Source organism: Nonomuraea sp. NPDC054003, assembly GCF_055585125.1.
The window spans coordinates 261674-284278 of sequence record NZ_JBVJKR010000007.1; the positions used below are offsets into that span (position 1 = coordinate 261674).

A 22605-nucleotide genomic window follows, 5' to 3' on the forward strand; every position below is an offset into this window, starting at 1 on the left:
TGGCACGTCCGGTTCAGAGGTGGATCCGCTGCCGTGGAAGATCATCATGCTCCTTCTCCGTACGGAACCGGCTCTGCGACAGGGCCCGGTCCCTGGTCCCGGGAGAGCCTTCCGGCCGGTGACCGGATGACATGTAATCGATGGCAACAGTATTTCGTTAACGATGATGCGGTCAAGAGGCGCTAACGGGAAAATGTTAACGGCGATATGGCGCGGCCTTCCCCGAGGGGTCACGATCTTGTCACGCGACCTCCGGCGTCCCGGCCGCTTGAGCATCATCAAGCCCATGGCCAAGAAGAACGCGAAGCGGCAGTCCGGACGGTGAAGCCTTCGTCGATCATCGTGGTGGCGCTGGTGCTCGTGACCGTCCCGGCGCTGGTGTGGATGCTGGGCCCGGGAGCCACCTGGGTTCTGGAGAACATCGACGGCGTCACCCTCGATGACGGCATCCCACCACCGGCGAGCTCGCCCCCGAACGAGCTGACCGGCACCGACTGGGCCGCCGCCGTCGCGGCCGTTCGCGGCAACGTCCTGGCCGTGGCCACCGGCCTGGCCGCGTTGCTGGCGGTGTTCTACACCGCGCGCAACGCCGACACCGCGCGGCGCACCTTCCGGCTCGGCGAGCGCGGCCATGACACCGACCGCTTCAGCAAGGCGGTCGAACAGCTCGGCGGCGGCCCGGCCCCGGTCCGGCTCGGCGGCCTGTACGCGCTCGAACAGCTCGCGCAGAACAACCCGAGGCTGCGGCAGACGGTCGTGGACGTGATCTGCGCGTATCTCCGGATGCCGTGGACTCCGCCGCGCGAGGAGGACCGGCAGCAGCGGATCCGCGCCGCCCAGCGCGCCGCCCGCACCCGTTCGCCTGACCGTACCGAGACCCGGGCCGGCCGGGTGCCGGAGGAGGAACGCCAGGTTCGGCTCACCGCGCAGCGCCTTCTCGCCGACCACCTGGCCTGGTGCGAACGCCGCTGGTGGCAGCGCCCCGCCTCGGTCAACCCGCGCTTCTGGCCGGGCATGCGCCTCGACCTGTCCTACGCCACCTTGCTCGACTTCGGTCTCGCCAACTGCCGTGTCCTTCACGCGGACTTCCACGGGGCGACCTTCATCGGCCGCACCTCGTTCAGCCGCGCGACCTTCGTCGGCGACGCCTCGTTCACCGGCTATGCCTCGTTTCACAGCGCGACCTTCACCGGCCACGCCGACTTCGGCGGGGCGGCCTTCACCGACTACACCGCGTTCCGGGGCGCGACCTTCGCCAGTCACGCCGACTTCTACGGAGCGACCTTCGGCGGCTCGACCTGGTTCGAGAAGGCGTCCTTCAGCGAAGAGGCTTCGTTCCTCCTGGCGACCTTCAAGGGCACCACCTCTTTCGATCAGGCGACCTTCAGCGGCACTGTCTCGTTCGACAAAGCGACCTTCGCCGGCCGCGTCACCTGCACAGACGTCCGGGTGACGCACCCGAATCCTGGGAACACATGGCCGCCGGGATGGCGTCTGGAGTACGGGCGCGGCGGCGCGGTATTGACGCCGGATGGGTGACCCTCGAAAAGACGAAGACGCCCCCACCGGGTGACAGGCGGGGGCGTACGTCGTCGTTCCGAGGAGGCTGGTTCAGCAGACGCTGATCCACTCCGTCGCGTACAGGATTTCGTTGGGGATGCCGTGCCTGCCGTTTCCGTAGGACGCGATCTCCGCCTGTGAGGCGTTGTAGAGCCGCACCCTCGCGCCGCCGTACTGGTTGTTCACGACAGCGCCCGCGTTGATGAAGTTGTAGACCTTCCGCCAGCCGCACTTGAACATGGGGAAGCCGGTGTGCGTTCCGTCGCCGTCTCCCACGGTGATGCATGCATAACCATTGAATTGCTCGGTCTCGCAGATATCCAGGAACTCCTCCCGCATCTCAGGGAAACTCAGGTCCATGCGAGGCTCGCCGGAGTAGAGCGGAACGACCCGAGGGGTCCAGGCCGCGGTCGCGACGGCCGTCGATGTGGCCGTCGATGCGGCCGTCGCCGACGTCGTCGACGCGACGATCATGGTCGGCACCACCAGTGCCAACCCGATGAGCATGACAAGTGCCCTGAGCGCGCGCCTGGGGCTGGGAATGCTGCGAGTTCCCATCAGTCCTCCTGACTGTCAGTTCTGGGCTTCATCCTCATGCGGTGCGAATAGATCAGCCCAGGACACCCTGAGGACATTCACCGGACACAGCGGCCCCGCCCGAAGGCGTCGATGGGACGCCGGTGCCCGGGGCCCACCACGCGTCGACCGCGGCGATGTCGGCGTCGGTGGGATGGGCGAGCCGGTTCACCAGGTCCACGGTCGGCGACGGCTGTCACGTGTGTGCCCGGTGACCTGGGGAAGCAGGCTAATTGCTTCGCCCCTTCTGCACAGGAGGACGGATGATGCGTGTCCGTGAAGTCCCGGCCCCGATGACCGTTGCCCCCGACGCCCAGCTCGCCGACGTGGTGTTCGCCGACGACCGGGTCGACGGCGACATGGTCCTGTTCCGGCGCCGGTCGGCCGGCGGCTGGCGTCCGGTGACGGCCGGGCAGTTCGCGGCCGACGTCCGCAGCTTGGCGGCCGGTTTCCTCGCTGCCGGGATACAGCCCGGCGATCGGGTCGCGCTGCTGGCCGCCACCAGCTACGAGTGGACGCTGGTGGACTACGCATTGTGGGCGGTGGCGGCGCTGCCGGTCCCGATCTACGAGACCTCCTCGCCCGAGCAGGTCCGCTGGGTGCTGGAGGACGCCGGCCCGGTCGCGGCGGTGGTCGAGCACGAGACGCATCGCCGCTTGGTCGAGGACGCGGCCGAGGGCCTGCCCGGGCGGCCGCGGGTGTGGCAGATCGACGACGGCGGGCTGGATCGTCTCCGCGAGGACGGGCTGGCCGTGGACGAGGCCCGGCTGCGTGAGCGCCGCCGGGCGGTGTCGGCCGACGACCTGGCGACGATCATCTACACCTCGGGCACCACGGGCCGCCCGAAGGGCTGCATGCTGAGTCACGGCAACCTGCTGTACGAGGCGCGCGTCGCGATCGACAGCCTGGAGCGGATCTTCGGCCGGGACGCCTCGACCCTGCTGTTCCTCCCACTGGCCCACGTGTTCGCGCGGGTGATCCAGGTGGCCTGCGTGGAACGGGGTGTGTGCCTGGCGCACAGCGCCGACCGGGCCAGGCTGACCGAGGACCTGGCCGCCCTGCGGCCGACGTTCCTGCTGGCGGCGCCCAGAGTGTTCGAGCGGGTCCACAACAGTGCTCAGCAGCGGGCCCAGGCCGAGGGCAAGGGCAGGATCTTCGACTGGGCCGAGCGGACCGCCGTGGCCTACAGCCAGGCGCTGGACGACGGGCGGCCGGGCTTGCGCCTGCGGCTGGCACACCGCCTGTCCGACCGACTGGTGTACGGACGGCTGCGGGCCGCGCTCGGCGGCCGGGTCGCCTACGCCATCTCCGGCGGAGCGCCGCTGGGCGCACGGCTGAGCCACTTCTTCCGAGGAATCGGCATCACCGTGCTGGAAGGCTACGGGCTGACCGAGACCAGTGCCGCCGCGACCGTCAATCTGCCCCACGCACAGAAGATCGGCACGGTCGGGCCGCCCCTCCCCGGGGTCGAGGTCCGGATCGACGACGACGGGGAGATTCTGATCAGGGGCCCGATCCTGTTCCAGGGCTATTGGCGCGACGAACAGAAGACCAGGGAGAGTCAGACCGCCGATGGCCGGCTGCTCACCGGCGACCTCGGCGCCCTGGACGAGGACGGGTTCCTGACGATCTCAGGCCGCAAGAAGGAGATCATCGTCACCGCCGGCGGCAAGAACCTCGCCCCGGAGCCGCTCGAGGACCGCCTGCGCACCCACCGGCTCATCAGTCAGGCCGTGGTCGTGGGCGATCGGCGGCCGTACACCGCCGCCCTGATCACCCTGGACGCCGAGGCGCTGGCGTCATGGAAGCGGGCCGCCGGCAGGCCCGAGCACGCCGGCCCGGCCGAGCTCCGTGACGATCCGGATCTGCTGTCCAGGCTGCAGACGGCCGTGGACGAGGCCAACAGGGCGGTGAGCCGGGCCGAGTCGATCCGCAGGTTCCGGATCCTCGCGGTCGACCTGACCGAGCAGAACGGGTATCTGACCCCGACCCTGAAGGTCAAGCGTTCCTTGGTCCACAAGGACTTCGCGGCGGACATCGAGGAGCTGTACCGCTGAGCGCCGGACGCCAGGACCGGCAGACCGGCCGCGTCGCGGGCAGGCGATCGACGCTGGACCGGATGGTGGCGGACACGCCGGCGTCCCGTGACCGGGTGGTCGACGCCGCCCGCGCGCTGTGCATCGTGGTCGTCACCCTCTGGCACTGGACCTTGTCGGTCAACCATCGCACCGCCGAGGGCAGCCTGGCCATGCCCAACCCGATCGATGCCGTGCCCGGTGGCTGGCTGGCCACCTGGGTGCTGCAGATCATGCCGGTGTTCTTCCTGGTCGGCGGGTACGCCAACCTGGTCGGCCGGCAGCGGGCCCAGGCACGCGGGACGACCGCCGGCCAGTTCGTCCGGGGCCGGTTGCGCCGGCTGCTGTGGCCGACCGCCGTCTGGGCCATGGTCTGGCTCGCCGGCGAGCTGATCGCCGCCGCCCTGCCCGGCCCGCACCGATGGATGTGGGAGTGGTTCCCCGGTTACCTGACGCCGCTGTGGTTCCTGGGCGTGTACGGCCTGCTGATCGCCGTGGTGCCGATCACCGCGAGCCTGCACGACCGCTACGGAGCCGGAGTCCTGGCGGCGCTCGTGCTGCTGATCGCTCTCGGCAGCGTGGCGAACCGCGGCGCCGGCCTGGTCTGGGCGGGCTGGGTGACCGCCGCCCTGGTGTGGCTGTTCTGCCACCAGCTCGGCTACGCCTGGCGCGGCTGGGAGCTGGGGCGGCGGCCGCCGGCGCAACGGCTGGCCGTCGCCGGGATCGGGCTGGCCGGGCTGGCCGGGCTGACCGTGGGAGCGGGCTACCCCCTCTCGATGGTGGGCACCACCGGCGCCGAATCCAACATCTTCCCGACCAACGCCGCCATCGCCGCCCTGGCCGTCTTCCAACTCGGGCTGCTGGCCCTGATCACGCCGGCCGCGGAGCGCCTGCTGCGCCGGCCGGTTGCCTGGAAGCCGGTGGTGGCCCTCAACGTGGCCGCGTTGACCATCTTTCTCTGGCACATGACCGCCTACCTGGTGGTGCTGTGGGCCTATGAAGGGCTGGGCGGCACCCTGTCGGCGGAGCCCACCGCCGGCTGGTGGGCCCAGCGCTGGCTGTGGCTCCTGGCCCCTTCGGCCGTGCTGGCCGTGCTGGCCGCCCTGTTCCTCCAGGTCGAGCTGGCCGCCCGCCGGCCCCGTAAAGAGGCAGGTCGCTGACCTCGGCACGCTGATCCGCTCGCCGTGACGGCCCCCTTGCGCCGGGATACCCCACCGCCGGTCCGAGGGCATCAGCCGTGCGGCGTAGTCGCATCAGCCTCCGGTCGTACGAAGGCGGCGCTCCCGTGGTGGACGCGCCCGGCCGCCGCCGCTTCCTACCGTGACGCCGTGACCATCAACGAAACGGCGCAGAGCGGGCGGGTGGCGGCGGGGCTGGCGGCGTCCGCCGGCGGGCTGGCCATGGCCGTCACGGGCGTGATGCAGGCGATGCGGCCCATGGACGATGATCCTCGCGTGCTCGGTGAGGAGCACCTCCTTCTGGGCCTGTTCGCGGCCTCGCTGATCCTTCTCGTCCCCGGCCTCGTCGCGCTGGCCCGCCACGGCGGCCGTACCGCCCTCGTGGGAGCCGTCGTCGTCTCGGCCGGCCACGTCCTGCTGGCGTTCGGCGCCACGTCGTCGAACCTGCGCGGCGAGGACTACGCGTGGTTCCCCTTCGTGGCCGTACCGGCGAACCTCGGCATGCTCGTGGGGGCGATCATGATGGCGGTGTCGCTGTGGCGGGCCGGGCAGGTGCCCCGCGCCGTGGCGGCGGCCCTTCCGGCCCTCTGGGCGTGCGAGATCATCCTCGCCCAGCTCGGCGGCGGGCTGATCGCCGGCCTCTACTGGCTCGTCGTGGGCGTCCTGCTCACCTCCGGCACCTGGCGGACTCGCCGGTGAGCTCGCGTTCGGTGGTCCGGACGAGCCCTGATGGAGTGCAGACATCTCCGTCTTCTGAGGGTGACCCCGGGCGGGGCGAGCAGAACCGGCCGCCGGCCGAGACGCTTTTCGCATGGGGGTCGGAGCTCCTCAGGGGGTTCGCCGCCGGTGCGAGCGTCGTGCTCGCCGTCATGTTCGGGTGGGCGATCGTCGTGGGCCTCATCCTCGGACTCGTCCAGCTGACGGAGGAGCAGACCAGGATGGTGGACGTCGTCATCGGCAAGCACCTGGTCGGCCAGGCCAGGGCGCAGCTCGTGCAGCAGGCGGTCTTCCTGGTCCTGGCCTTCCTGCTCGGCTTCGTCGTCAACTGGCTGTCCACGCCGGCGCTCGACACGCTGCGGGGCTGGTGGACCACCTGAGCGTCCCCAAGGCCGCCGGAACTTCCTCGCGTTCGCGCGTACCGGCTGTGCCGCACGCCGAGCGCTAGCCGGGCGTCCCGTCGCGTTCGCTTCTCCGGGCGAGGCTCTGGGCTTGGCCCGCGTGTATGTCGCTCACCCATTCCCAGCCGGGCTTGGCCGACGGGCCGAGTCGTGGGTCGTCGGGAGTACGGCCGTCACGCAAGGCGTGCACGTACGCGCGGTCCAGTTCGATCCGCGCGCGTATCTGGTCGGCTCCGCCGACGGACCCGTGACCGGGGACGAGGACATCGGCGTCGCCCGCCACGTCCTCGAGCAGCCGCAGCCCGACGAGGTACTCCTCGACCGGGTCGTTGGTGCCGTTGAAGTCGTCGAACATCGGAACCAGGACATCGGACAGCATGTCGCCGGCGACGAGAACCCCGCGTTCCTCGATCAACAGCGCCGCGTGGCCCGGGGAATGAGCCGGATGCTCGATGATCCGGACTTGAGGGCCATCCCACGGAATCCGGGTGGTTCCGGCAGGCAGAGCGGTGATGAGGCCGAACAGGTCCAGCGGTGTCTCGTCGGCGATCTCCGGCGGCAGCCCTTCGGCGACGCGGTCTTTCCAATCCGGGTTCGAGCGCAGGTCTCGCATGGAAGCCGCACAGCGGGCCGTACCGTAACGGGGCGCGTCGCCGAGCGCTGCGTGCCAGAGCACGTGATCCCAGTCAGGATGCGTCGAGAAGCCTGCCACAACAGGCCGGCCCAGCTCGCGAAGGTCGTTCGCGAGGCACGCCATTTCGTCGCCCGTTATCCCGGCGTCGATGAGCATCACGCCGGCCCGGCCCAGCACGACGACGGTGTTGTTCTGGAGAAGCTCGCTCTGATGGACGAGCACACCCTCCGCGACCTGCCTCAGCACGAGCTCGTCTCCTTCGCGTCCCGTACGGCGTAGTGATGCATCGTGACGCCCTGCTCGAACGATCGCTGCTCCAGCAGGTCGAGATCGATCGGCAGGTCGTAGTCGTCGAACAGCGGCCTGCCGAAGCCGAGGATCGAGGGATGGGTGAAGAGCAGCAACTCGTCAAGAAGCCCCGCCCGGAGCAGCTGCGTCGCGAGCGCCGCGCCGCCCACGCTGATGCTGCCGTCGGTCTCGGCCCGCAGGGCGGCGAGCCGCTCGATCGCGTCGTCCCCGCCGATGATCCGGGTGTTGTGGCCGGCGCTGCGGCGGGTGCGGGAGACGAGCACCTTGGGCTTGGCGGTCCAGATCTCGCCGTACTCGCGCATGACGTCCGGCAGCGACGCGTCCTCGCTTGACCGCGGCCAGTATTCCTCCATGGCCTCGTAGTAGACCCGGCCGTGGACCATGAGCGCGAGCGCCCGCGTCCGCGCGTTGGCCTCGCGGTGCAGCTCCTCGTCGACGCGCAGCCACTCGCCGGCGCCGTTGTCCCCCGGAACCTGCTCGATCCGCAGGTCGAGGGATACCTGCATCGAGTAGATGAAGCGACCCATCAGCTCCTCTTCCAAAGTGGTTGCAGTGTGCAACTACTATAGGGGGGGCGAAATACCTGTCAAGGAGGAACAAGTGGAACCACGGTCCGGGTGTCCGATCAACGCCGCCGTCGAGGTGCTCGGAGATCGCTGGTCGCTGCTCGTGCTGCGCGACGTCATCTTCGGCGACCGCCGCTACTTCCGGGCGCTGCTCACCGGGTCGATCGAGGGTATCGCCTCGAACATCCTCGCCGACCGTCTCGTACGGCTCGTCGAGGCGGGGATCCTCACCCGCGGCACCGCCGTGCGGGGGCAGCGCGCCCGCTACAGCCTCACCGAAGCCGGCATCCAGACCCTTCCGATCATCTACGCCCTCGGCAACTGGGGCCTCGACTGGCGGCCGGGCGGCGACGAGCTCCGGAGCCGGCAGCGGCTCATGCGCGATGAGGGCCCGGCGTTCGTCGAGGAGCTGATGGACGAGCTTCGCGTCCGCCACCTCGGGGCCCCGCCGAAGCCGCACGACGGTCCGGGGCCGTTCGAGCGCCTCGACGCCGCCTGTGCCGCGAGTGACGGAACGGCCCCGCCCTGACCTCCCCGGGCTTCGATAGCTGGCCGTCACGTCGTTCGGCGCCGCCGACATGAATGAGGGGCTGCCCCGTCGTCCGGGGGAGCCCCTCACCTGCGGTCGGCGTTCAGGCGCAGCCGCGCGCCTTCACGGAGAAGGCCGGGATGGTCAGGCTGGCGCTGCTGGAATGCGGGGTGACGTGGACCGTGCCGCCTTCGAACCGCAGCTCGTACTCGCCCCGTCCCCGGCACGCGTAGTGGTCGGTGTAGGTGCTGGTGTTGCCGGAGCGGGCGATGCACACGCTGTTGCTGCGCGACTCGGTCCAGGCGGGGACGCCGTCCTTCGACAGGGACAGCTTCGAGCTCATCGAGCAGTCGGAGTTGGACCACAGGGCGACGCCGTGCCAGCACTCCAGGGTGAGCGTGTTGGTCGGCTCCAGGGTGCGTTCGCCGAAGGTGTGGGTCTTCCACGCCTCGGTGAGGCAGATCGTGGCCCTGGCGGAGTAGTTGCCGGAGGTGATCTCCTTCATGGCGCAGCCGCGGGGAGGGTTCTGCGAGGACGCGGAGGCGGGGTGTGGGACCGCCGTAAGGGCCAGTGCGGCGGTGAACAGCATGGTCAAGCTGCGGAACGGTCTCGTCATGGACGCATGTTACTCAGGGCGACTGCATGAATGCGAAGAGTGGTCGGCCGTCTTCTTTCGTGGTGCCGGTGTCAGTGGGTGCAGGTGGCCGAGACGGTGACGTCGTAGATCCACCACGCGCCGCCGGGCGCGGTGTAGACCAGGGACGACGTCGTGGCGTAGCCCGTGCACGCCTGGCCCGCGGCCAGGAGCGCCGCGCGGGCGGCCTGCGCGCCGTTCTCGACGGCCACGTTCGGGCTCGTGCCGCCGGCCTGACGGGTCTCGGTGCGCGGGACGGTGTACGACACCGGCGGCGGGACCTCGCAGTTGCCTGACGCGGTCGCCTCGTAGATCCACGCCGAACCGTCGGGCGCGGTGTAGAGGTGCCTGGTGGTGACAGACACGCCCGAGCAGACCTCGCCGGCCGCGGCGGCCTGCTGGTTCAGCGCGGCGCGGGCGTTGGCCTCGGCGGCCGCCTTTCCCGCCGCCGGGCTGGGGCCCCAGCCCGAGGAGGTGGCGGAGCGGTAGGCGGCGGCGAGCGCGGCGGGAGCGGACAGCACCGCGCCGGCGGTCAGCATCAGGGCGAAGACGAGGGCGAGGCGCAGAACCTGGGCAGGACGACGAGCGCTGAGTGCCATGGTGTCCCTCTCGCAAGGAGGTTCGAGATCGTCACCATAGAACCGGGCAGGCCGGGCCGACCAGCGCCGGGGGCGCGGGCAGGCGTCCGCGCACGTCGAGACTGAAACTTTCACCTGGGTGTGCGCCGCTCGCGTCAGGACATGGCGTAGACGTCGGGCTCGTGCGGCCTCACAGCCGGGAGTTCAGCACGGCGACCTCGGGCCACGGGTCGAAGCCGTGCTCGATCAGCCAGCGGACCGCCCGCAGGCTCCGTAAGGACCACCACGCGCGGATCACGTCGAGGTCGACCTCGGTGCCGTAGCCGGCGACGACGTCGCCGAGGCGCTCCTCGTGTCCGAGCGTCAAGGTGGCGAGGTCGAACAGGGCGTCGCCCGGCCCCGCCTCGGACCAGTCGATCACGCCGGTGATCTCGTCGCCGTCGGCGAACACGTGGGTGACCTGCAGGTCGCCGTGCGTGAACACCGGTGTCCACGGCCGGAGCGCGGCCTCGGCGACCCGGCGGTTCCGGGTGACCACGTCGGCGGGGAGGATGCCGTTCGTGACGAGCCACGCGCATTCGCCGTCGAGGCGCGATGCGACCTCGTCGAGGCTCCGGCCGGGCCAGGGCGGCGGCGGCGCGTCGTGCAGCGTGCGTGCGGCGGCACCCGCCGCGGCCCACGCCGCCGACGACGCGGTCGACGGTTCGCCGAGGCGGCCGAGCGCCGTCCCCGGCAGGGCAGCGAGGGCGAGCACGGGCGGCTTCCGCCACAGGACCTCCGGGGTGGGGATCGGCGCCATGGCCATCGCCTCGACCTCGACGTCGGCGCGCGTCCGATCAGCGTCGATCTTCAGGAACACGTCGCCGACGCGCAGGGTCGCGCGCTCCTGATGGGCCACGACGACCTCGACCTCCTCCACATCGGCCATTATCTCAGGATGATCGCCGACATAGCCGGATTTATCGCGTACGACTGGACGGCTGACCACCCTCGATCCCATGCCAGGGTTACGACATGACCGATACGCCATGGGAACCGCCGCTGGCCGGTGACGAGAGCGCCCACCTGCTCGGCGCGCTCGATCGGCTGCGCACCACCTTCCGCTGGAAGGCCGACGGCCTGGACGAGGACGGGCTGCGGACCCGGGTGGGCGCCTCCGCGCTCACCCTCGGCCGCCTGCTCAAGCACCTGGCCGTGGTGGAGGACCACATGTTCAACGTCAAGTTCCGGGGCAAGCCGATCGGCTCGGCGTGGGAGGACTGGGAGGGCGGCGACGACTGGCCGTTCACCTCCGCAGACACCGACAGTCCAGAGCACCTGTACCGGCTCTGGGACGACGCGGTCGCCCGCTCCCGCGCCACGCTCGCCGCCGCGCTGGCCGACGGCGGCCTCGACCAGCTCGCCCACGTCTCCACCCCCGACGGACGGCACGCCAGCCTGCGCCGCCTGGTCTGCGACCTGATCGAGGAGTACGGCAGGCACACCGGCCACGCCGACCTCCTGCGCGAGGCGGTCGACGGCCGGGCCGGTGAGGACCCCCCACCCGGCTGGCGCCAGGTGAGCTAGGCACAGAACGCTTCGGACCTGACGATCAACCTGGCTGGTCGTCGTACCACTTGGGTGTGGCGACCTCCCGGGGATCGGGGGCGGAACCGGATCCGGGGATGACGAAGAGGTCGACGGTGTCGGAGCTGTGGTCGCGGGATCCGTTGACGATCCAGTCATCCTCGACCCGATCCGCGGAGACCGGCTGATCGAAGAAGCCGCCCTCGGGAAGGTCCCACAGCAGGCGATAGCCGACCTTCAATCCGCGTTGGTGCACTTCGGCGCGTACGGCCTTGACCGTCTTGCCGTGAACCTCGTAGCCCTCCAGGGATTCGTCCCCCGGGGCGTAGAGAAGGGGTTCCGCGTAGGCCTCGCCCGGCTCGGCAGGACGGCCGACTCCGAAGAGGACGCGTCCGGGGAAGTCCGAGGGCATCCAGACCTTGCCGCAGAATGCCGAAGCGCAGGGTGTCACCGCCTGCGTCCCGATGCTTCCGTGCCAGTCGAAGCCCTCCGGCACGACCGGGCCGATCAGTTGGCCGACCTCGTCCGGAGCCACCGGAATGACCTTCACCGAGACGTTCAGCCCGACCGCGCGAAACGCTTCCTCGAAGCGCCGCCGGTCGGCCGTGGGGTCGGTGATGGTCACGGCGAAATAGTCGCCGGACTTGTTGATGGAGACCGCCGTGTTGGCGTACTCGGTCGCCGGACCGCCGGATGGAAGGCCGACGCCGATCGCGACGGCCACAGCGGCTGCGGTGACCGCCGAGGCCAGGACAGCCGGGCGGGCACGCCGCGGCAGCCACGACAGGCGACGGCGAGGGACCGGCGTCGCCATGATCGCCGCCCGCAGCTCGGACGCGCCAGGCCCCTGGGACGGCGCGTGCGGGGCACGATCGATGGCTCTCACCAGGTTGTCGATCTCACTCATGCTTCCCCCATCGAAATGATCGCGAACGCCGATCGCTCCAGCCTCGCCGCCAGCCGCTTGCGCGCCCGATGCAGCCGGGTCCGGGCGGCGATGGTCGTACATCCCATGACTCTGGCGATCTGCTCACTGGTCAACTCCTCCCAGCAGGCCAGCGCCAGCACCTCGCGGTCACCCTCGGGCAACTCGTCGAAGGCGGCGCGGACGTGCTCAAGTTCGACCGGTGTGACCGGCCGGTCGGCGGCCAGTTCGTCACGGAGGCGGTCGGCGAGCACGGCTCTGCGTGAGGCGCCGCGTTGCTGGTTGGCCAGGATCCGGCGGGCCACGCCGTACAGCCACAGCAGCGCCCGCTCACCGTCGGGCACGTCGTCGATGCGCCGCCAGGCGGTGAGGAACGTGTCGGAGATGACATCGGCGGTGTCGTCGGCCGAACGGGTACGACGGGCGGCGTACTGATGTATGGCCGGGTAGTACGCGTCATAGATCGCCTCGAAGCGATCTTGATGTGTCACAAAGTCTCCTCGCGAAAATTGCCGGACACCTTGGTAAATGTCCGGCACCCTTCAGCGCGTTGCAGATGACGAGGAGTTCGGCCCGCCTCCGGTCAAGACGCTCGGGGGACGTCGGGTACATCTTCGGAGTACGCGGGTACCGTACGAAATGGATCTCCCCCCGGACCGGCTCGGCATTCGGGGGACTCGGGGACATGACGACGTTGACCGTCAACGGCAGGGACTATCCGCTCGACCTGGATGACGCCCGCCTCACCCTGCTGGACGCGCTCCGCGACCGGCTGGGTCTGACCGGCACGAAGAAGGGCTGCGACCAGGGTGCCTGCGGCGCGTGCACGGTGATCGCGGACGGCAGGCGCATCCTGTCCTGCCTCACGCTCGCCGCCCAGTGCGACGGCCGGGCGATCACCACGATCGAAGGGCTGGGCTCCGAAGGCGGCCCGCACCCGATGCAGGAGGCGTTCGTGCGGCACGACGCCTTCCAGTGCGGCTACTGCACCTCCGGGCAGATCATGTCGGCGGTGTGCCTGCTGGCCGAGGGGCGCGCGGGCTCGGACCCGGACATCAGGGAGTTCATGAGCGGCAACCTCTGCCGCTGCGGCGCCTATCCGAACATCGTGGCGGCCATCCGCGAGGTCGCCGGGGCGGGTGGCGGCGATGCGTGAGTTCACCTACGTCCGGGCGGCCGAGGTGGGGCAGGCCGTCGCCACGGTGAGCGCCGACCCGGGAGCCTGCTACCTGGCAGGCGGCACGACCCAGCTCGACCTCATGAAGGACGGCGTGCTGGAGCCCGGACGGCTCGTGGACATCACCAGGCTCCCGCTGCGCGGCGTCCGGCTCGACGGCGACACGCTGCGGGTGGGGGCGCTGACCACGATGGAGGAACTCGCGGCCGACCCGTACGTGAGCGCGCGGGCGCCGTTCGTCCGCGAGGCGCTGCTGCTCGGCGCGTCGGTCCAGCTGCGCAACATGGCCACCATCGGCGGCAACCTGCTGCAGCGCACCCGCTGCCGCTACTTCCGCGACCCGACCGTGCCCGACTGCAACAAGCGCCGCCGCGGCACCGGCTGCGCGGCCGTCACCGGCGCCGCCCGCATGCACGCGATCCTCGGAGCGAGCGAGCACTGCATCGCGTCGCACGCCTCCGACCTGGCCGTCCCGCTGGTGGCGCTCGACGCGATCGTGCGCGTCCGGGGGTCCGCGGGGGAGCGGACCATCCCGCTCACCGACTTCTACCTGCTACCGGAGGCCACGCCCGATGTGGAGCACATGCTCGGCCAGGGTGAGCTGATCACCGCCGTGGACGTCCCGCTGCCTCCGGAAGGCACTCGGTCGGGCTACCTGAAGGTCCGCGACCGCATGTCCTACGAGTTCGCGCTCACCTCAGCGGCTGTGACCCTGCTGCTCGACGGCGGCCTGATCCGGGAGGCACGGGTCGCGCTCGGCGGGGTCGGCACCGTACCGTGGCGGGCCCGCGACGCGGAGGAGATCCTGCGCGGCGCGCCGGCGGGCCCGGCCGCGTTCCGGGAGGCCGCCGAGCGGGCGGTGCGTGACCCGTTCACCGTGCCGGGCACGGCTTTCAAGGTGGAGCTGGCCAAGCGCACGCTGACGCGCGCGCTGCGTACCGTCGCGGGGGTGGCGTCATGACGACCGTCGAACGGCCCCGGATCGTCGGCGCCGGAACGGACCGGGTGGACGGCCCGCTCAAGGTGACCGGCGCGGCGCCGTACCCCAACGACGTCAGCCTGCCCGGCATGGCCCACGCCGCCGTCGTGCGGGCCACGATCGCCTCAGGGCGGATCACCCGGCTCGACACGGGCACGGCCGAGAGCGCCCCGGGCGTGCTGGCGGTGCTCACGCACCTCAACGCGCCGCGACTCGGCTCCGGCCCGGAGTCCCTCCTGCGTACGCCGCCGCCCCCGCTGCAGGACGACCGGATCCTCTACTACGGCCAGTACGTCGCCGTCGTCGTGGCGGACACGCCCGAGCAGGCCAGGGCGGGGGCGCGGCGGGTCGAGGTCGGCTACGAGCGGGCCGAGCCGCTGCTGGATCTCGACGACCCGCGGGCGGAGCGGGTGGCGGACCCGTGGGGCAGCGACGCCTCATGGGGTGACGTGGCCGCCGGGCTCGCCCGCGCGGACGCCGTCGTCGACGCGTCGTACACCACCGCCGAGAACACCAACAACCCGCTCGGCCTCTTCACCACGCTGGCCGCGTGGGACGGCGACGCGCTCACCGTGCACGACTCCACCCAGTGGCCCGTCCTGGTGCGGGCCACGCTCGCGCGGATGTTCGGCGTGCCGGAGGCGGGAGTGCGGGTGCTGGTCCCGTACGTCGGCGGTGGCTTCGGCGCGGGGCTGCGCGTCTGGCCGCACGTCGTGCTCGCCGCGATGGCGGCGCGGCGGACCCGGCGGCCGGTCAGGCTCGAACTGGCCCGCCCGGAGATGTTCACGGGCATCGGCCACCGCCCGGCCACGGCGCAGCGCGTCCGGCTCGGCGCCACCCGCGACGGCCGGCTGACCGCGATCGAGCACGAGAGCGTGTCGACCCTCTCGATCGAGGGGGACAACATCGAGCCGTGCTCGTCCGTCTCCACGACGGCGTACGCCTGCCCGAACGTCTCCTCCCGGGACCAGCAGGTCCGGCTGAACATCCCGTGGACCAACTCGATGCGCGCGCCGGGCGAGGCCCAGGGCAACTTCGCGCTCGAGTCGGCGATGGACGAACTGTCCTACATGCTCGGCCTCGACCCGCTGGAGCTGCGGCTACGCAACTACGCCGAGGTCCACCCGCGCTCCGGCCTGCCGTGGTCGAGCAAGGCGCTGCGCGAGTGCTACGAGGTCGGCGCCGACCGCTTCGGCTGGGCCCGGCGCGGGGCCGAACCCGGCTCGATGCGCGAGGGTGACTGGCTCGTCGGGTACGGCCTGGCCGGGGTCAGCTACTTCTGGTACCAGGCGCCCTGCCGGGCCAGGGTGACCGTGCGCGGCGACGGGACGGCGTACGTGCGCAGCGCGGTGACCGATATCGGCACCGGCACGTACACGGTCATGACGCAGCTGTCGGCCGAGCTGCTCGGCCTGGAGCCGGGGAGCGTCACGTTCGGGCTCGGCGACACCGGCATGCCCCCGGGGCCCCAGGCGGGCGGCTCCGGACTCACCGCGGCCCTGGGCAACGCCGTGTACGCGGCCTGCCGTGCCCTTCTGCGGGCCTTCCTCGACCTGGCGGGCGCCGACCCGGCCTCGCCGCTGGCCGGCTGCGGGGCCGACGACGTCACCGTCACGGACGGGCGGATCCACCGCGCCGGCGAGCCCGGGCAGGGCGAGTCCTACACCGGCATCCTGGCCGCGCACGGGCTGGAGGAGCTGAGCGCGGACGGCGACAGCGAGCCGCGCCGGGCGGAGGAGGCCGGGATGGCTCCCGCCGGGCCGTTCGGCGCGCGGTTCGTGGAGGTCCGGGTGGATCCCGAGCTGGGGCGGCTGCGCGTGGCGCGGGTCGTGTCGGTGATCGACGGCGGCCTGATACTCAACGAGAAGCTGGCCAGGAGTCAGATCATCGGCGGCACGGTCGGCGGGATCGGGATGGCGATGTTCGAGGAGACGGTCACCGATCGGGGAACCGGCCGGATCGCCAACGCCACCCTGGGCGACTACCTCGTGCCGGTGAACGCCGACGTCCCGGACCTCGACGTGACCTTCGTCGGGGTCCCGGACGCGTACAACCCGGTCGGGGTGAAGGGCGTCGGCGAGATCGGGCTCGTCGGGATGGCCGCCGCCATCGCCAACGCCGTCTTCCACGCCACGGGCAGGCGCATCCGCTCCGTGCCCATCACGATCGACGATCTTCTCTGAGCACCGTGACCCGGCGGCAGCCCTCGCTACGGCGGGCCTATCTCCAGACGCGGCCAGCCGGCGAGGTCCCGCAGGAGCTGCCGGTCGTGCGTGGCGACGACGACGGCGGCGCTCGTCTTGAGCATCGCGTCGGTCAGCTCGTCGACAAGCGCCGGTGACAGGTGGTTGGTCGGCTCGTCCAGCAGGATCAGGCCGGGCCGGCCGGCCAGCGCGAGCGCCAGGTCGAGGCGCCGCTGCTGTCCCTGGGACATCCGCCCGACCGGCGTGCGCATCGCCTCGGAGTCCAGCAGCCCGAGCGATCCCAGCGGGACGGCGTCGGCGTCGCGCAGTCCCTTGTGGGCCACCAGCCGCCCCACGTGGCGTGCGTACACCTCGCGGGCGGTGAGCGCGGGGTCCTGCCCGGCGGTTTCCTGGGTGACCTGGGCGATCCGTGCCCCCTGCGCCGTCCAGACGTGCCCGTCGGTGGGTTGGAGCGCACCGGCCAGCACCGCGAGCAGCGTGGACTTCCCGGCGCCGTTCGGCCCGGTGACGAGCAGCCGGTCGCCTCCGTCGAGGGTGAGATCGACCGGCCCGGCCAGCCGCCCGCCGACGGCGACGCCATGCGCGCGCAGCTGCGGCGCCCCCGGCCGGACGCCCAGGTCCGGCCACCGCAACGACGGCGGCGGTTCGGGCACGTCGATCCGGTGCGCCAGCAGGGCTTCCCGCTGACGGTTCAGGGCCTGCACGACGCCCGGCGCGCGGGACTGGCGCTGGTGCTTGCCGGTCCCCTTGTCCGGCCGCCAGCCGGTGGAGAGCCGGTCGCGGGCCTTCGACACCGCGTCCTGCAGCCGCCGGTGCTCGGCCTGCTGCTGCTCGTGGTCCTGCTCCCAGCGCTCACGCTCGCGACGCCGGGCGTCCTGCCAGGCGTCATAGCCGCCGGCGTACAGCCGCGGCTTCCCGTCACGGGCCGGGTCGAGGTCGAGGAACCGGTCCGCGACGTCGCGCAGCAGCGCCCGGTCGTGGCTGACGACGGCGAGGCCGCCGTCGTGCTCGCGCAGCCTGCGGGTCAGGAAGTCCAGCCCGCCCGCGTCGAGGTGGTTGGTCGGCTCGTCGAGCAGCAGTACGTCGTGCCGCGCGCCGAGCAGGCAGGCCAGCCGCACCCGGTAGCGCTGACCGACCGACAGCGTCGCCAGCGGACGGTCGCGGTCGGTGCAGGCGCCGAGGGCTTCCAGGGCGACGTCGACGCGGCGTTCGGCGTCCCACGCGTCGAGCCGGGTGGCGGCGTCGAGCGCGGCGGCGTAGCGGTCGTCGGCGGCGGGGTCGCCCTCGGTCATGGCGAGGGTCGCCTCCTCCAGCGCGTCGAGGGCCGCGAGCGACGCGGCCAGCGCCTCGGACGTCAGGGTGCCGACGGTCTCGCCCGCTCGCGCGGACAGCTCCTGGCGGGCCAGTCCGATCGTGCCGGCACGGTGCACGGCGCCGTCGTCCGGTGTGATCAGTCCGGCGAGGACGTGCAGCAGCGTCGTCTTGCCGCGGCCGTTCTCGCCGACGACGGCGACCCGCGACCGGGCGGAGACGGTGATCGAGACGTCGTTCAGGACACGCCGGGACCCGCGGGTGACGGTGACGCCCGTGGCGCGTACGTGTGCGCTGTCGCCCGCCTCGACGGGCAGGGACATGGTTTCGGTATTGGGGATGAGGTTCAACGGTGCTCCGCAGCTCGCAGTGGAGCCGGGCAACAGCAAAGGGCCGCCCGGCGGGAACCGGGACGGCGAGCGCGGATTCAGCAGGAAGAAGGCGCCGCCGTCAGCGGGCGGAGCGGATCTTCTGCGACCAGATACCTCGTGCCATGACGGCCACGTTAGCAGCCTTGAGGCGCCACACTCATCCGGATTTCGCCCGGGGCGCATGATGGTGACTTCCGTCTCACGAGGCAACCTGGACGGCGACTGTGCATGGAAGAGGTATGCGATTCGCGATTCAACGAACGGTGGAGGAGCCGGAGCCACCGCCTGCCCCGGCCATGGACGAGGCTGTCGTGGCCGAACTCTTCCTGACTCAGCGGCTGGGCCTGGTCCGGTTGGCGTACTTGCTGGTGGGCGATCAGGAGACGGCCGAGGACGTCGTCCAGGACGCCTTCGCGGCGCTGCACCGCCGATGGAGCCGGTTGACCGACCGTGATCGGGCGCTGCCCTACCTGCGGGCGAGTGTGGTGAACGGATGCCGCATGGTCCACCGCCGCCGGTCCATCATGAGCAGGTTCACCGGCGATCGGCAGAAGCCGTTCCGGTCGGCGGAGGCTGTCACGCTGCTGGGGGAGACGCGCCGGGAGGTGTCCGACGCGGTACGCGCCTTACCCCGCCGCCAGCGAGAAGCCGTGGTGTTGCGTTACTACCTCGACCTGTCCGAGGCCGAGATCGCCGAAGCCATGGGAGTCAGCCGCGGAACAGTGAAATCGACCGTCTTTCGAGCCCTGAAGGCACTCACCGTCAAACTGGAGGGAAACCGATGACTTCCTGGCTCGAAGATCAGCTCAAGGACGCCCTCACCGCCGACGCCGAGCGGATCCGCCCGGAAACCCTGCGCCCGGCGGCGCGGGCCCTTCCCGCGCGCCGGCTCGCCCTGGCGGTCCCGCTCGCGGCCGCGCTCGTCGTCGTGGTCATCGGCGCGGTCGCCGCCATGGTGGCCGGGACAGGAGGCGCGCCCACCGCGCCCGCGACGCACGCTCTCACCGGCCCGCGTTTCCTGCTGATGGCGAGCGCTGACGGCGTGACGGTCCACGACGCCCGTACCGGGAAGGTCACGAGCCGGCTCGGGCTGCCCCCCACCCCTGAGGGAAGCTTCCGGGAGCCCGGTGGATATCTGCTCGCGGGCGCCGGCGACGGTGAGACCTTCTACATCGCCCAGAGCGTCCAGTCGCGCGAGACGCAGGTGAGCAGCACAAGGTTCCACCGAGCGCGGGTCGACGGACAAGGGAGGCCGGCCGAGCTGGTTCACGACGTGATCCCCAAGGTGCTCGGTACGACGGCGAGCTCCCTTGCTGTCACCGGCGACGGCACCCGGCTCTCCTACAGCCTCGACGGCAAGGTGTGCGGTAAGGGGGAGACGTTGCGCTTCTGCCCCGGGGCCCAGCTCACGGTCGTCGATCTGCCCACGGGTACGACACGCACGTGGACGACGAACGTCGCGGGACAGATCGAGAGCCTGTCATGGGCGGCCGATCGCCGCACCCTCGGTCTCGTGGTCGGATCCGAGGCCCGGGTCCTGGACACGGCCGCCTCCGGCACCACACTCGCGGCCAGTCGCGTCGTAGCGCCAGGGCAGGAGGTCACGGCCTCGACGATCAACCCGGACGGCCGCAGCATGCTGATCGGCCACAGCCGGCTGTCCGACGGCCGGCGACCGCACCGCTACACCGTGGACGAGTACTCCGTCACAGACGGACGCAAGATCCGCACCCTGTTGAGCAGGGACCACGAGGGCGAGAGCATCGCGCGCTGGAACCTGATCCGTTACGACGGCACCGGGCGCCACCTGCTGCTCGCGGGCAACTTCCATCCACTGAGCAGAGTCGACGAGGGACACGTCACGTCCTTGGTCCACCCCGGATCTCCCGATCCCGAGCTCTTGGGGTCCCGCCCGGTGATCGAGGCGGCCTGGTAACCGGCCCTCGACGACCCGTTCCCGTTCGGCGGGGCGCGATGTCGGACGGCTGGACGGGCCGGCCGATTCCTACGCCTGCGAGCTGTCCGTCCTGCCGTCGCCGCGCCGCGCTTCGGCGTCGTCTGGTGGGCCGTCATCCCCGTCTGAGGCCTCGTCGTAGCGGGTGTAGAGCGCGGCCACGGCCCGCGACGGGTCCAGCTCGGCCAGGATGGCGTCGCTGATGGCGGTGACCTGGTCGAGCTGCTCGTCGGTGAGCACGTCGACGATGTGGTGCCGGACGGTGGCCACGTGCCCGGGCGCGGCCTGCCGCACCTTCGCCCACCCGTGGTCGGTGAGCCGGGCGTTGATCGCCCGGCGGTCCTCCGGGCAGGGGACGCGCTCCAGCAGGCCGCGGCCCTCCAGGCGGGTCACCACGTGCGAGAGCCGGGGGAGCGTCGCGTTGGTCTGCTGGGCCAGCTCGGTCATGCGCAGCGTCCGGCCGGGCGCCTCGGACAGCATCGCCAGCGTGTAGTACTCGAACTCGGTCAGCCCGGAGTCACGGCGGAGTTGCGCGTCCAGGACCCCGGGGAGCAGTTCGAGCACCGCCCGCAGGCGGATCCAGGCGCGTAGCTGCCGCCGGTCGAGCCACGGAGTGTCCACGGTCAGGTCCCTCGTCCAGGAATAGTTGTAGCGACAAGTTTGCTCTCATGGGTACCAGTCGTGCAACAACCACTACAAGGAGCACCGACATGACACAGGTGAGCATCATCGGCCCCGGCGCCATGGGTTCGGCCATCGCCGACCTGGTCCGCAGAAGCGGCAACACCGTCGAACTTCTCGGCCGGGACGACACAGGCAAGCCCGTCACCGGTGACATCGTCGTCCTCGCCGTCCCGTACGGAGGGGTGGCCGGCGTCATCGCCCAGCGTGAAGGACAGTTCGACGGCAAGGTCGTCGTCGACATCACCAACCCGGTGGACTTCTCCACGATGGACTCCCTGACGGTCGCGGCCGACGGCTCGGCCACCGCCGAGATCGCCGAGGCGCTGCCCCGCTCCCAGGTGGTCAAGGCGTTCAACACCAACTTCGCCGCCACCCTGTCCCAGGGCAGCGTCGGCGAGCAGCCCACGACCGTGCTGATCGCCGGCGACGACGCCGGCGCCAAGGCCGCGCTCGCCCAGATCGTCACCGACGCTGGCCTGCGCGCCGTCGACACCGGCCCGCTGAGCCGGGCCCGCGAGCTGGAGGCCCTCGGCTTCCTGCAGATCGGCCTCGCGGCCGGCGAGAAGATCGCCTGGACCGGCGGGTTCGCCGTCGTCGCCTGACAGCCGCCCCGCGACCCAGCGCGGGATCACCGACGGCCGCGCCCCCGGCGGCCCTCGGCCCGATGAGACACCCATGATCTCCCCGACGAGGAGCCCCGATGACCACCACCACGACCGCCGCCGACGCCCGCATACCCGCCGCGCACCCGTTCGCCACGCACCTGAAGCGCGCCGCCGCCCTCGAGGCCGCCGAACCGCACCGGCCGTGGACGGCCCAGGACGGGCCGCTGCCCAGCCTCTACCTGTCCCACGGCGGCGGACCCATGCCCTTCGAGAGCCCCGAGTGGCTCACTCCGCTGCACGGCTGGGCCAGGGCCCTGCCCAAGCCGAAGGCGATCCTGGTCGTCTCCGCGCACTGGGAGTCAGCGCCGCTGTCGGTGAGCGCCGAACGACCCAGCGAGCTGGTGTACGACTTCGGCGGCTTCGACGCGTTGTACTACACCTTCCGCTACGACACGCCCGACGCCGGGGAGCTGGCGCGGCAGGTCGTGGGGGTCATGCCGGACACCGGGCAGGTGCACCGGCACACCAGCCGCGGGCTGGACCACGGCGCCTGGGTCCCGTTGAAGATCATGTACCCGGCCGCCGACATCCCGGTGCTGCAGCTGAGCCTGCCCACCGAGGACCCCGATCGGCTGCTGTCCATCGGCGAGCGGCTGCGGCCGCTGCGCGAGCAGGGCGTGCTGGTGATCGGCTCGGGGCACATGACGCACGGCCTGCCGTTCCTGACCAGGGAGATGTTCCTGGAGAACAAGGTGCCCGGCTGGTCGTCCGACTTCGACGCCTGGGCCGCCGACGCGCTGGCCCGCGGTGACGTCGCCGAGCTCGCCCGCTTCCGCACCGCCGCCCCCGGCATGCCGTACGCGCACCCGACCGTGGAGCACTTCACCCCGCTGTTCGTCGCCCTCGGCGCGGCCACCGACCCCACCGCCCCGGTGGTGACCACACTCGACGGCTACGGCGTCGGCCTGTCGCGGCGTTCCTTCCAGGCGGCCTGAGCGCCCGTGTGATCGCCGGAGCCCGCCTGACGCCTCCCACGAAGATCCCCGAGACGCCGGAGACGCCGATAATCGAA

General features: G+C 71.4%; 24 protein-coding genes. 14 read left to right on the top strand and 10 right to left on the bottom strand.

The window, feature by feature from the left end; all coding sequences use genetic code 11:
- The first annotated feature begins 321 nt into the window (after positions 1 to 321).
- Positions 322 to 1539: a pentapeptide repeat-containing protein gene (locus ACZ6YG_RS20505; RefSeq protein ID WP_466018897.1), complete on the top strand. Its 1218-nt coding sequence runs from the start codon at positions 322 to 324 to the stop codon at positions 1537 to 1539.
- Positions 1540 to 1611: 72 nt separating this feature from the next.
- Here the strand turns inward: ACZ6YG_RS20505 and ACZ6YG_RS20510 are convergent, their stop codons facing one another.
- Positions 1612 to 2118: a hypothetical protein gene (locus ACZ6YG_RS20510; RefSeq protein ID WP_466018898.1), complete on the bottom strand. Its 507-nt coding sequence runs from the start codon at positions 2116 to 2118 to the stop codon at positions 1612 to 1614.
- Positions 2119 to 2402: 284 nt separating this feature from the next.
- On the opposite strand from ACZ6YG_RS20510, the gene ACZ6YG_RS20515 reads away from it, so the two are divergent.
- The 4 genes from ACZ6YG_RS20515 to ACZ6YG_RS20530 all read left to right on the top strand — a co-directional run bounded on the left by ACZ6YG_RS20515 (position 2403) and on the right by ACZ6YG_RS20530 (position 6486).
- Positions 2403 to 4193 (top strand): AMP-dependent synthetase/ligase, encoded by a 1791-nt coding sequence (locus ACZ6YG_RS20515; RefSeq protein WP_466019003.1) that lies wholly within the window; start codon positions 2403 to 2405, stop codon positions 4191 to 4193.
- A 62-nt stretch (positions 4194 to 4255) separates the two neighbouring features.
- Positions 4256 to 5371 carry an acyltransferase family protein gene (locus tag ACZ6YG_RS20520; RefSeq protein WP_466018899.1) on the top strand — a complete coding sequence of 372 codons (1116 nt, stop codon included), beginning with the start codon at positions 4256 to 4258 and terminating at the stop codon, positions 5369 to 5371.
- A gap of 168 nt (positions 5372 to 5539) precedes the next feature.
- A complete protein-coding gene (locus ACZ6YG_RS20525) occupies positions 5540 to 6088 on the top strand; it encodes a hypothetical protein (RefSeq protein WP_271275077.1) in 549 nt (182 codons plus the stop codon).
- Between the two features lie 158 nt (positions 6089 to 6246).
- Entirely contained in the window at positions 6247 to 6486 is a 240-nt protein-coding gene (locus ACZ6YG_RS20530; protein WP_466018900.1) for a hypothetical protein, read from the top strand.
- Between the two features lie 64 nt (positions 6487 to 6550).
- On the opposite strand, the gene ACZ6YG_RS20535 is transcribed toward ACZ6YG_RS20530, so the two are convergent.
- Both ACZ6YG_RS20535 and ACZ6YG_RS20540 read right to left on the bottom strand, forming a co-directional pair.
- Entirely contained in the window at positions 6551 to 7387 is an 837-nt protein-coding gene (locus ACZ6YG_RS20535; protein ID WP_466018901.1) for an MBL fold metallo-hydrolase, read from the bottom strand.
- Complete coding sequence (locus ACZ6YG_RS20540) at positions 7381 to 7977, bottom strand: dihydrofolate reductase family protein (protein ID WP_219547226.1); 597 nt, start codon at positions 7975 to 7977, stop codon at positions 7381 to 7383. Before ACZ6YG_RS20540 ends, ACZ6YG_RS20535 begins: the two co-directional genes overlap by 7 nt.
- A 73-nt stretch (positions 7978 to 8050) precedes the next feature.
- On the opposite strand from ACZ6YG_RS20540, the gene ACZ6YG_RS20545 reads away from it, so the two are divergent.
- Complete coding sequence (locus ACZ6YG_RS20545) at positions 8051 to 8545, top strand: winged helix-turn-helix transcriptional regulator (protein ID WP_466018902.1); 495 nt, start codon at positions 8051 to 8053, stop codon at positions 8543 to 8545.
- A gap of 103 nt (positions 8546 to 8648) precedes the next feature.
- Here ACZ6YG_RS20545 and ACZ6YG_RS20550 read toward each other — a convergent pair whose 3' ends face one another.
- From ACZ6YG_RS20550 to ACZ6YG_RS20560, 3 genes are all read right to left on the bottom strand, one after another.
- Positions 8649 to 9161 carry a hypothetical protein gene (locus ACZ6YG_RS20550; RefSeq protein WP_466018903.1) on the bottom strand — a complete coding sequence of 171 codons (513 nt, stop codon included), beginning with the start codon at positions 9159 to 9161 and terminating at the stop codon, positions 8649 to 8651.
- Positions 9162 to 9232: 71 nt separating this feature from the next.
- Entirely contained in the window at positions 9233 to 9778 is a 546-nt protein-coding gene (locus ACZ6YG_RS20555) for a hypothetical protein (protein ID WP_466018904.1), read from the bottom strand.
- A 169-nt stretch (positions 9779 to 9947) separates the two neighbouring features.
- Entirely contained in the window at positions 9948 to 10685 is a 738-nt protein-coding gene (locus tag ACZ6YG_RS20560) for an aminoglycoside phosphotransferase family protein (protein ID WP_466018905.1), read from the bottom strand.
- An 86-nt stretch (positions 10686 to 10771) separates the two neighbouring features.
- Between ACZ6YG_RS20560 and ACZ6YG_RS20565 the strand changes: the two genes are divergently transcribed.
- Positions 10772 to 11323, top strand: coding sequence for a mycothiol transferase (locus ACZ6YG_RS20565; protein WP_364235614.1), 552 nt, complete (start codon positions 10772 to 10774; stop codon positions 11321 to 11323).
- A gap of 25 nt (positions 11324 to 11348) precedes the next feature.
- Here the strand turns inward: ACZ6YG_RS20565 and ACZ6YG_RS20570 are convergent, their stop codons facing one another.
- The gene (locus ACZ6YG_RS20570; protein ID WP_466018906.1) at positions 11349 to 12230 is read right to left on the bottom strand and encodes a hypothetical protein; all 882 of its coding nucleotides are present in this window, start codon (positions 12228 to 12230) and stop codon (positions 11349 to 11351) included.
- Positions 12227 to 12739 (bottom strand): RNA polymerase sigma factor, encoded by a 513-nt coding sequence (locus ACZ6YG_RS20575; protein ID WP_466018907.1) that lies wholly within the window; start codon positions 12737 to 12739, stop codon positions 12227 to 12229. Before ACZ6YG_RS20575 ends, ACZ6YG_RS20570 begins: the two co-directional genes overlap by 4 nt.
- 194 nt (positions 12740 to 12933) lie before the next feature.
- On the opposite strand from ACZ6YG_RS20575, the gene ACZ6YG_RS20580 reads away from it, so the two are divergent.
- Genes ACZ6YG_RS20580 through ACZ6YG_RS20590 form a run of 3 tightly spaced genes read left to right on the top strand, consistent with a single transcriptional unit; the run spans position 12934 to position 16587 of the window.
- Positions 12934 to 13404 (top strand): (2Fe-2S)-binding protein, encoded by a 471-nt coding sequence (locus tag ACZ6YG_RS20580; RefSeq protein ID WP_148030888.1) that lies wholly within the window; start codon positions 12934 to 12936, stop codon positions 13402 to 13404.
- On the top strand, positions 13397 to 14386 hold the full coding sequence (locus ACZ6YG_RS20585) for an FAD binding domain-containing protein (RefSeq protein WP_148030889.1): 990 nt from the start codon (positions 13397 to 13399) through the stop codon (positions 14384 to 14386). The genes ACZ6YG_RS20580 and ACZ6YG_RS20585 overlap by 8 nt, the downstream gene beginning before the upstream one ends.
- Positions 14383 to 16587 (top strand): xanthine dehydrogenase family protein molybdopterin-binding subunit, encoded by a 2205-nt coding sequence (locus ACZ6YG_RS20590; protein WP_466018908.1) that lies wholly within the window; start codon positions 14383 to 14385, stop codon positions 16585 to 16587. The genes ACZ6YG_RS20585 and ACZ6YG_RS20590 overlap by 4 nt, the downstream gene beginning before the upstream one ends.
- Positions 16588 to 16613: 26 nt before the next feature.
- On the opposite strand, the gene ACZ6YG_RS20595 is transcribed toward ACZ6YG_RS20590, so the two are convergent.
- The gene (locus tag ACZ6YG_RS20595) at positions 16614 to 18242 is read right to left on the bottom strand and encodes an ABC-F family ATP-binding cassette domain-containing protein (RefSeq protein WP_222708895.1); all 1629 of its coding nucleotides are present in this window, start codon (positions 18240 to 18242) and stop codon (positions 16614 to 16616) included.
- A 359-nt stretch (positions 18243 to 18601) separates the two neighbouring features.
- On the opposite strand from ACZ6YG_RS20595, the gene ACZ6YG_RS20600 reads away from it, so the two are divergent.
- A complete protein-coding gene (locus ACZ6YG_RS20600) occupies positions 18602 to 19075 on the top strand; it encodes a SigE family RNA polymerase sigma factor (protein WP_261808476.1) in 474 nt (157 codons plus the stop codon).
- Positions 19072 to 20226, top strand: a complete 1155-nt coding sequence (locus tag ACZ6YG_RS20605) for a hypothetical protein (protein WP_466018909.1) — start codon at positions 19072 to 19074, stop codon at positions 20224 to 20226. The genes ACZ6YG_RS20600 and ACZ6YG_RS20605 overlap by 4 nt, the downstream gene beginning before the upstream one ends.
- A gap of 69 nt (positions 20227 to 20295) precedes the next feature.
- Here ACZ6YG_RS20605 and ACZ6YG_RS20610 read toward each other — a convergent pair whose 3' ends face one another.
- Positions 20296 to 20865: a MarR family winged helix-turn-helix transcriptional regulator gene (locus ACZ6YG_RS20610; RefSeq protein WP_466018910.1), complete on the bottom strand. Its 570-nt coding sequence runs from the start codon at positions 20863 to 20865 to the stop codon at positions 20296 to 20298.
- A gap of 89 nt (positions 20866 to 20954) precedes the next feature.
- Between ACZ6YG_RS20610 and ACZ6YG_RS20615 the strand changes: the two genes are divergently transcribed.
- Complete coding sequence (locus ACZ6YG_RS20615) at positions 20955 to 21530, top strand: NADPH-dependent F420 reductase (protein WP_219547208.1); 576 nt, start codon at positions 20955 to 20957, stop codon at positions 21528 to 21530.
- A 98-nt stretch (positions 21531 to 21628) separates the two neighbouring features.
- Positions 21629 to 22528, top strand: coding sequence for a dioxygenase family protein (locus ACZ6YG_RS20620; RefSeq protein ID WP_466018911.1), 900 nt, complete (start codon positions 21629 to 21631; stop codon positions 22526 to 22528).
- Positions 22529 to 22605 lie beyond the last annotated feature (77 nt).

What these genes read in the sequence shown, in the direction of transcription:
- ACZ6YG_RS20510 (WP_466018898.1), bottom strand. Translation starts at nt 2,118, where the DNA reads ATGGGAACTCGCAGCATTCCCAGCCCCAGGCGCGCGCTCAGGGCACTT.
- ACZ6YG_RS20515 (WP_466019003.1), top strand. Translation starts at nt 2,403, where the DNA reads ATGCGTGTCCGTGAAGTCCCGGCCCCGATGACCGTTGCCCCCGACGCC.
- ACZ6YG_RS20520 (WP_466018899.1), top strand. Translation starts at nt 4,256, where the DNA reads ATGGTGGCGGACACGCCGGCGTCCCGTGACCGGGTGGTCGACGCCGCC.
- ACZ6YG_RS20540 (WP_219547226.1), bottom strand. Translation starts at nt 7,977, where the DNA reads ATGGGTCGCTTCATCTACTCGATGCAGGTATCCCTCGACCTGCGGATC.
- ACZ6YG_RS20550 (WP_466018903.1), bottom strand. Translation starts at nt 9,161, where the DNA reads ATGACGAGACCGTTCCGCAGCTTGACCATGCTGTTCACCGCCGCACTG.
- ACZ6YG_RS20555 (WP_466018904.1), bottom strand. Translation starts at nt 9,778, where the DNA reads ATGGCACTCAGCGCTCGTCGTCCTGCCCAGGTTCTGCGCCTCGCCCTC.
- ACZ6YG_RS20560 (WP_466018905.1), bottom strand. Translation starts at nt 10,685, where the DNA reads ATGGCCGATGTGGAGGAGGTCGAGGTCGTCGTGGCCCATCAGGAGCGC.
- ACZ6YG_RS20565 (WP_364235614.1), top strand. Translation starts at nt 10,772, where the DNA reads ATGACCGATACGCCATGGGAACCGCCGCTGGCCGGTGACGAGAGCGCC.
- ACZ6YG_RS20570 (WP_466018906.1), bottom strand. Translation starts at nt 12,230, where the DNA reads ATGAGTGAGATCGACAACCTGGTGAGAGCCATCGATCGTGCCCCGCAC.
- ACZ6YG_RS20580 (WP_148030888.1), top strand. Translation starts at nt 12,934, where the DNA reads ATGACGACGTTGACCGTCAACGGCAGGGACTATCCGCTCGACCTGGAT.
- ACZ6YG_RS20585 (WP_148030889.1), top strand. Translation starts at nt 13,397, where the DNA reads ATGCGTGAGTTCACCTACGTCCGGGCGGCCGAGGTGGGGCAGGCCGTC.
- ACZ6YG_RS20590 (WP_466018908.1), top strand. Translation starts at nt 14,383, where the DNA reads ATGACGACCGTCGAACGGCCCCGGATCGTCGGCGCCGGAACGGACCGG.
- ACZ6YG_RS20595 (WP_222708895.1), bottom strand. Translation starts at nt 18,242, where the DNA reads ATGTCCCTGCCCGTCGAGGCGGGCGACAGCGCACACGTACGCGCCACG.
- ACZ6YG_RS20605 (WP_466018909.1), top strand. Translation starts at nt 19,072, where the DNA reads ATGACTTCCTGGCTCGAAGATCAGCTCAAGGACGCCCTCACCGCCGAC.
- ACZ6YG_RS20615 (WP_219547208.1), top strand. Translation starts at nt 20,955, where the DNA reads ATGACACAGGTGAGCATCATCGGCCCCGGCGCCATGGGTTCGGCCATC.
- ACZ6YG_RS20620 (WP_466018911.1), top strand. Translation starts at nt 21,629, where the DNA reads ATGACCACCACCACGACCGCCGCCGACGCCCGCATACCCGCCGCGCAC.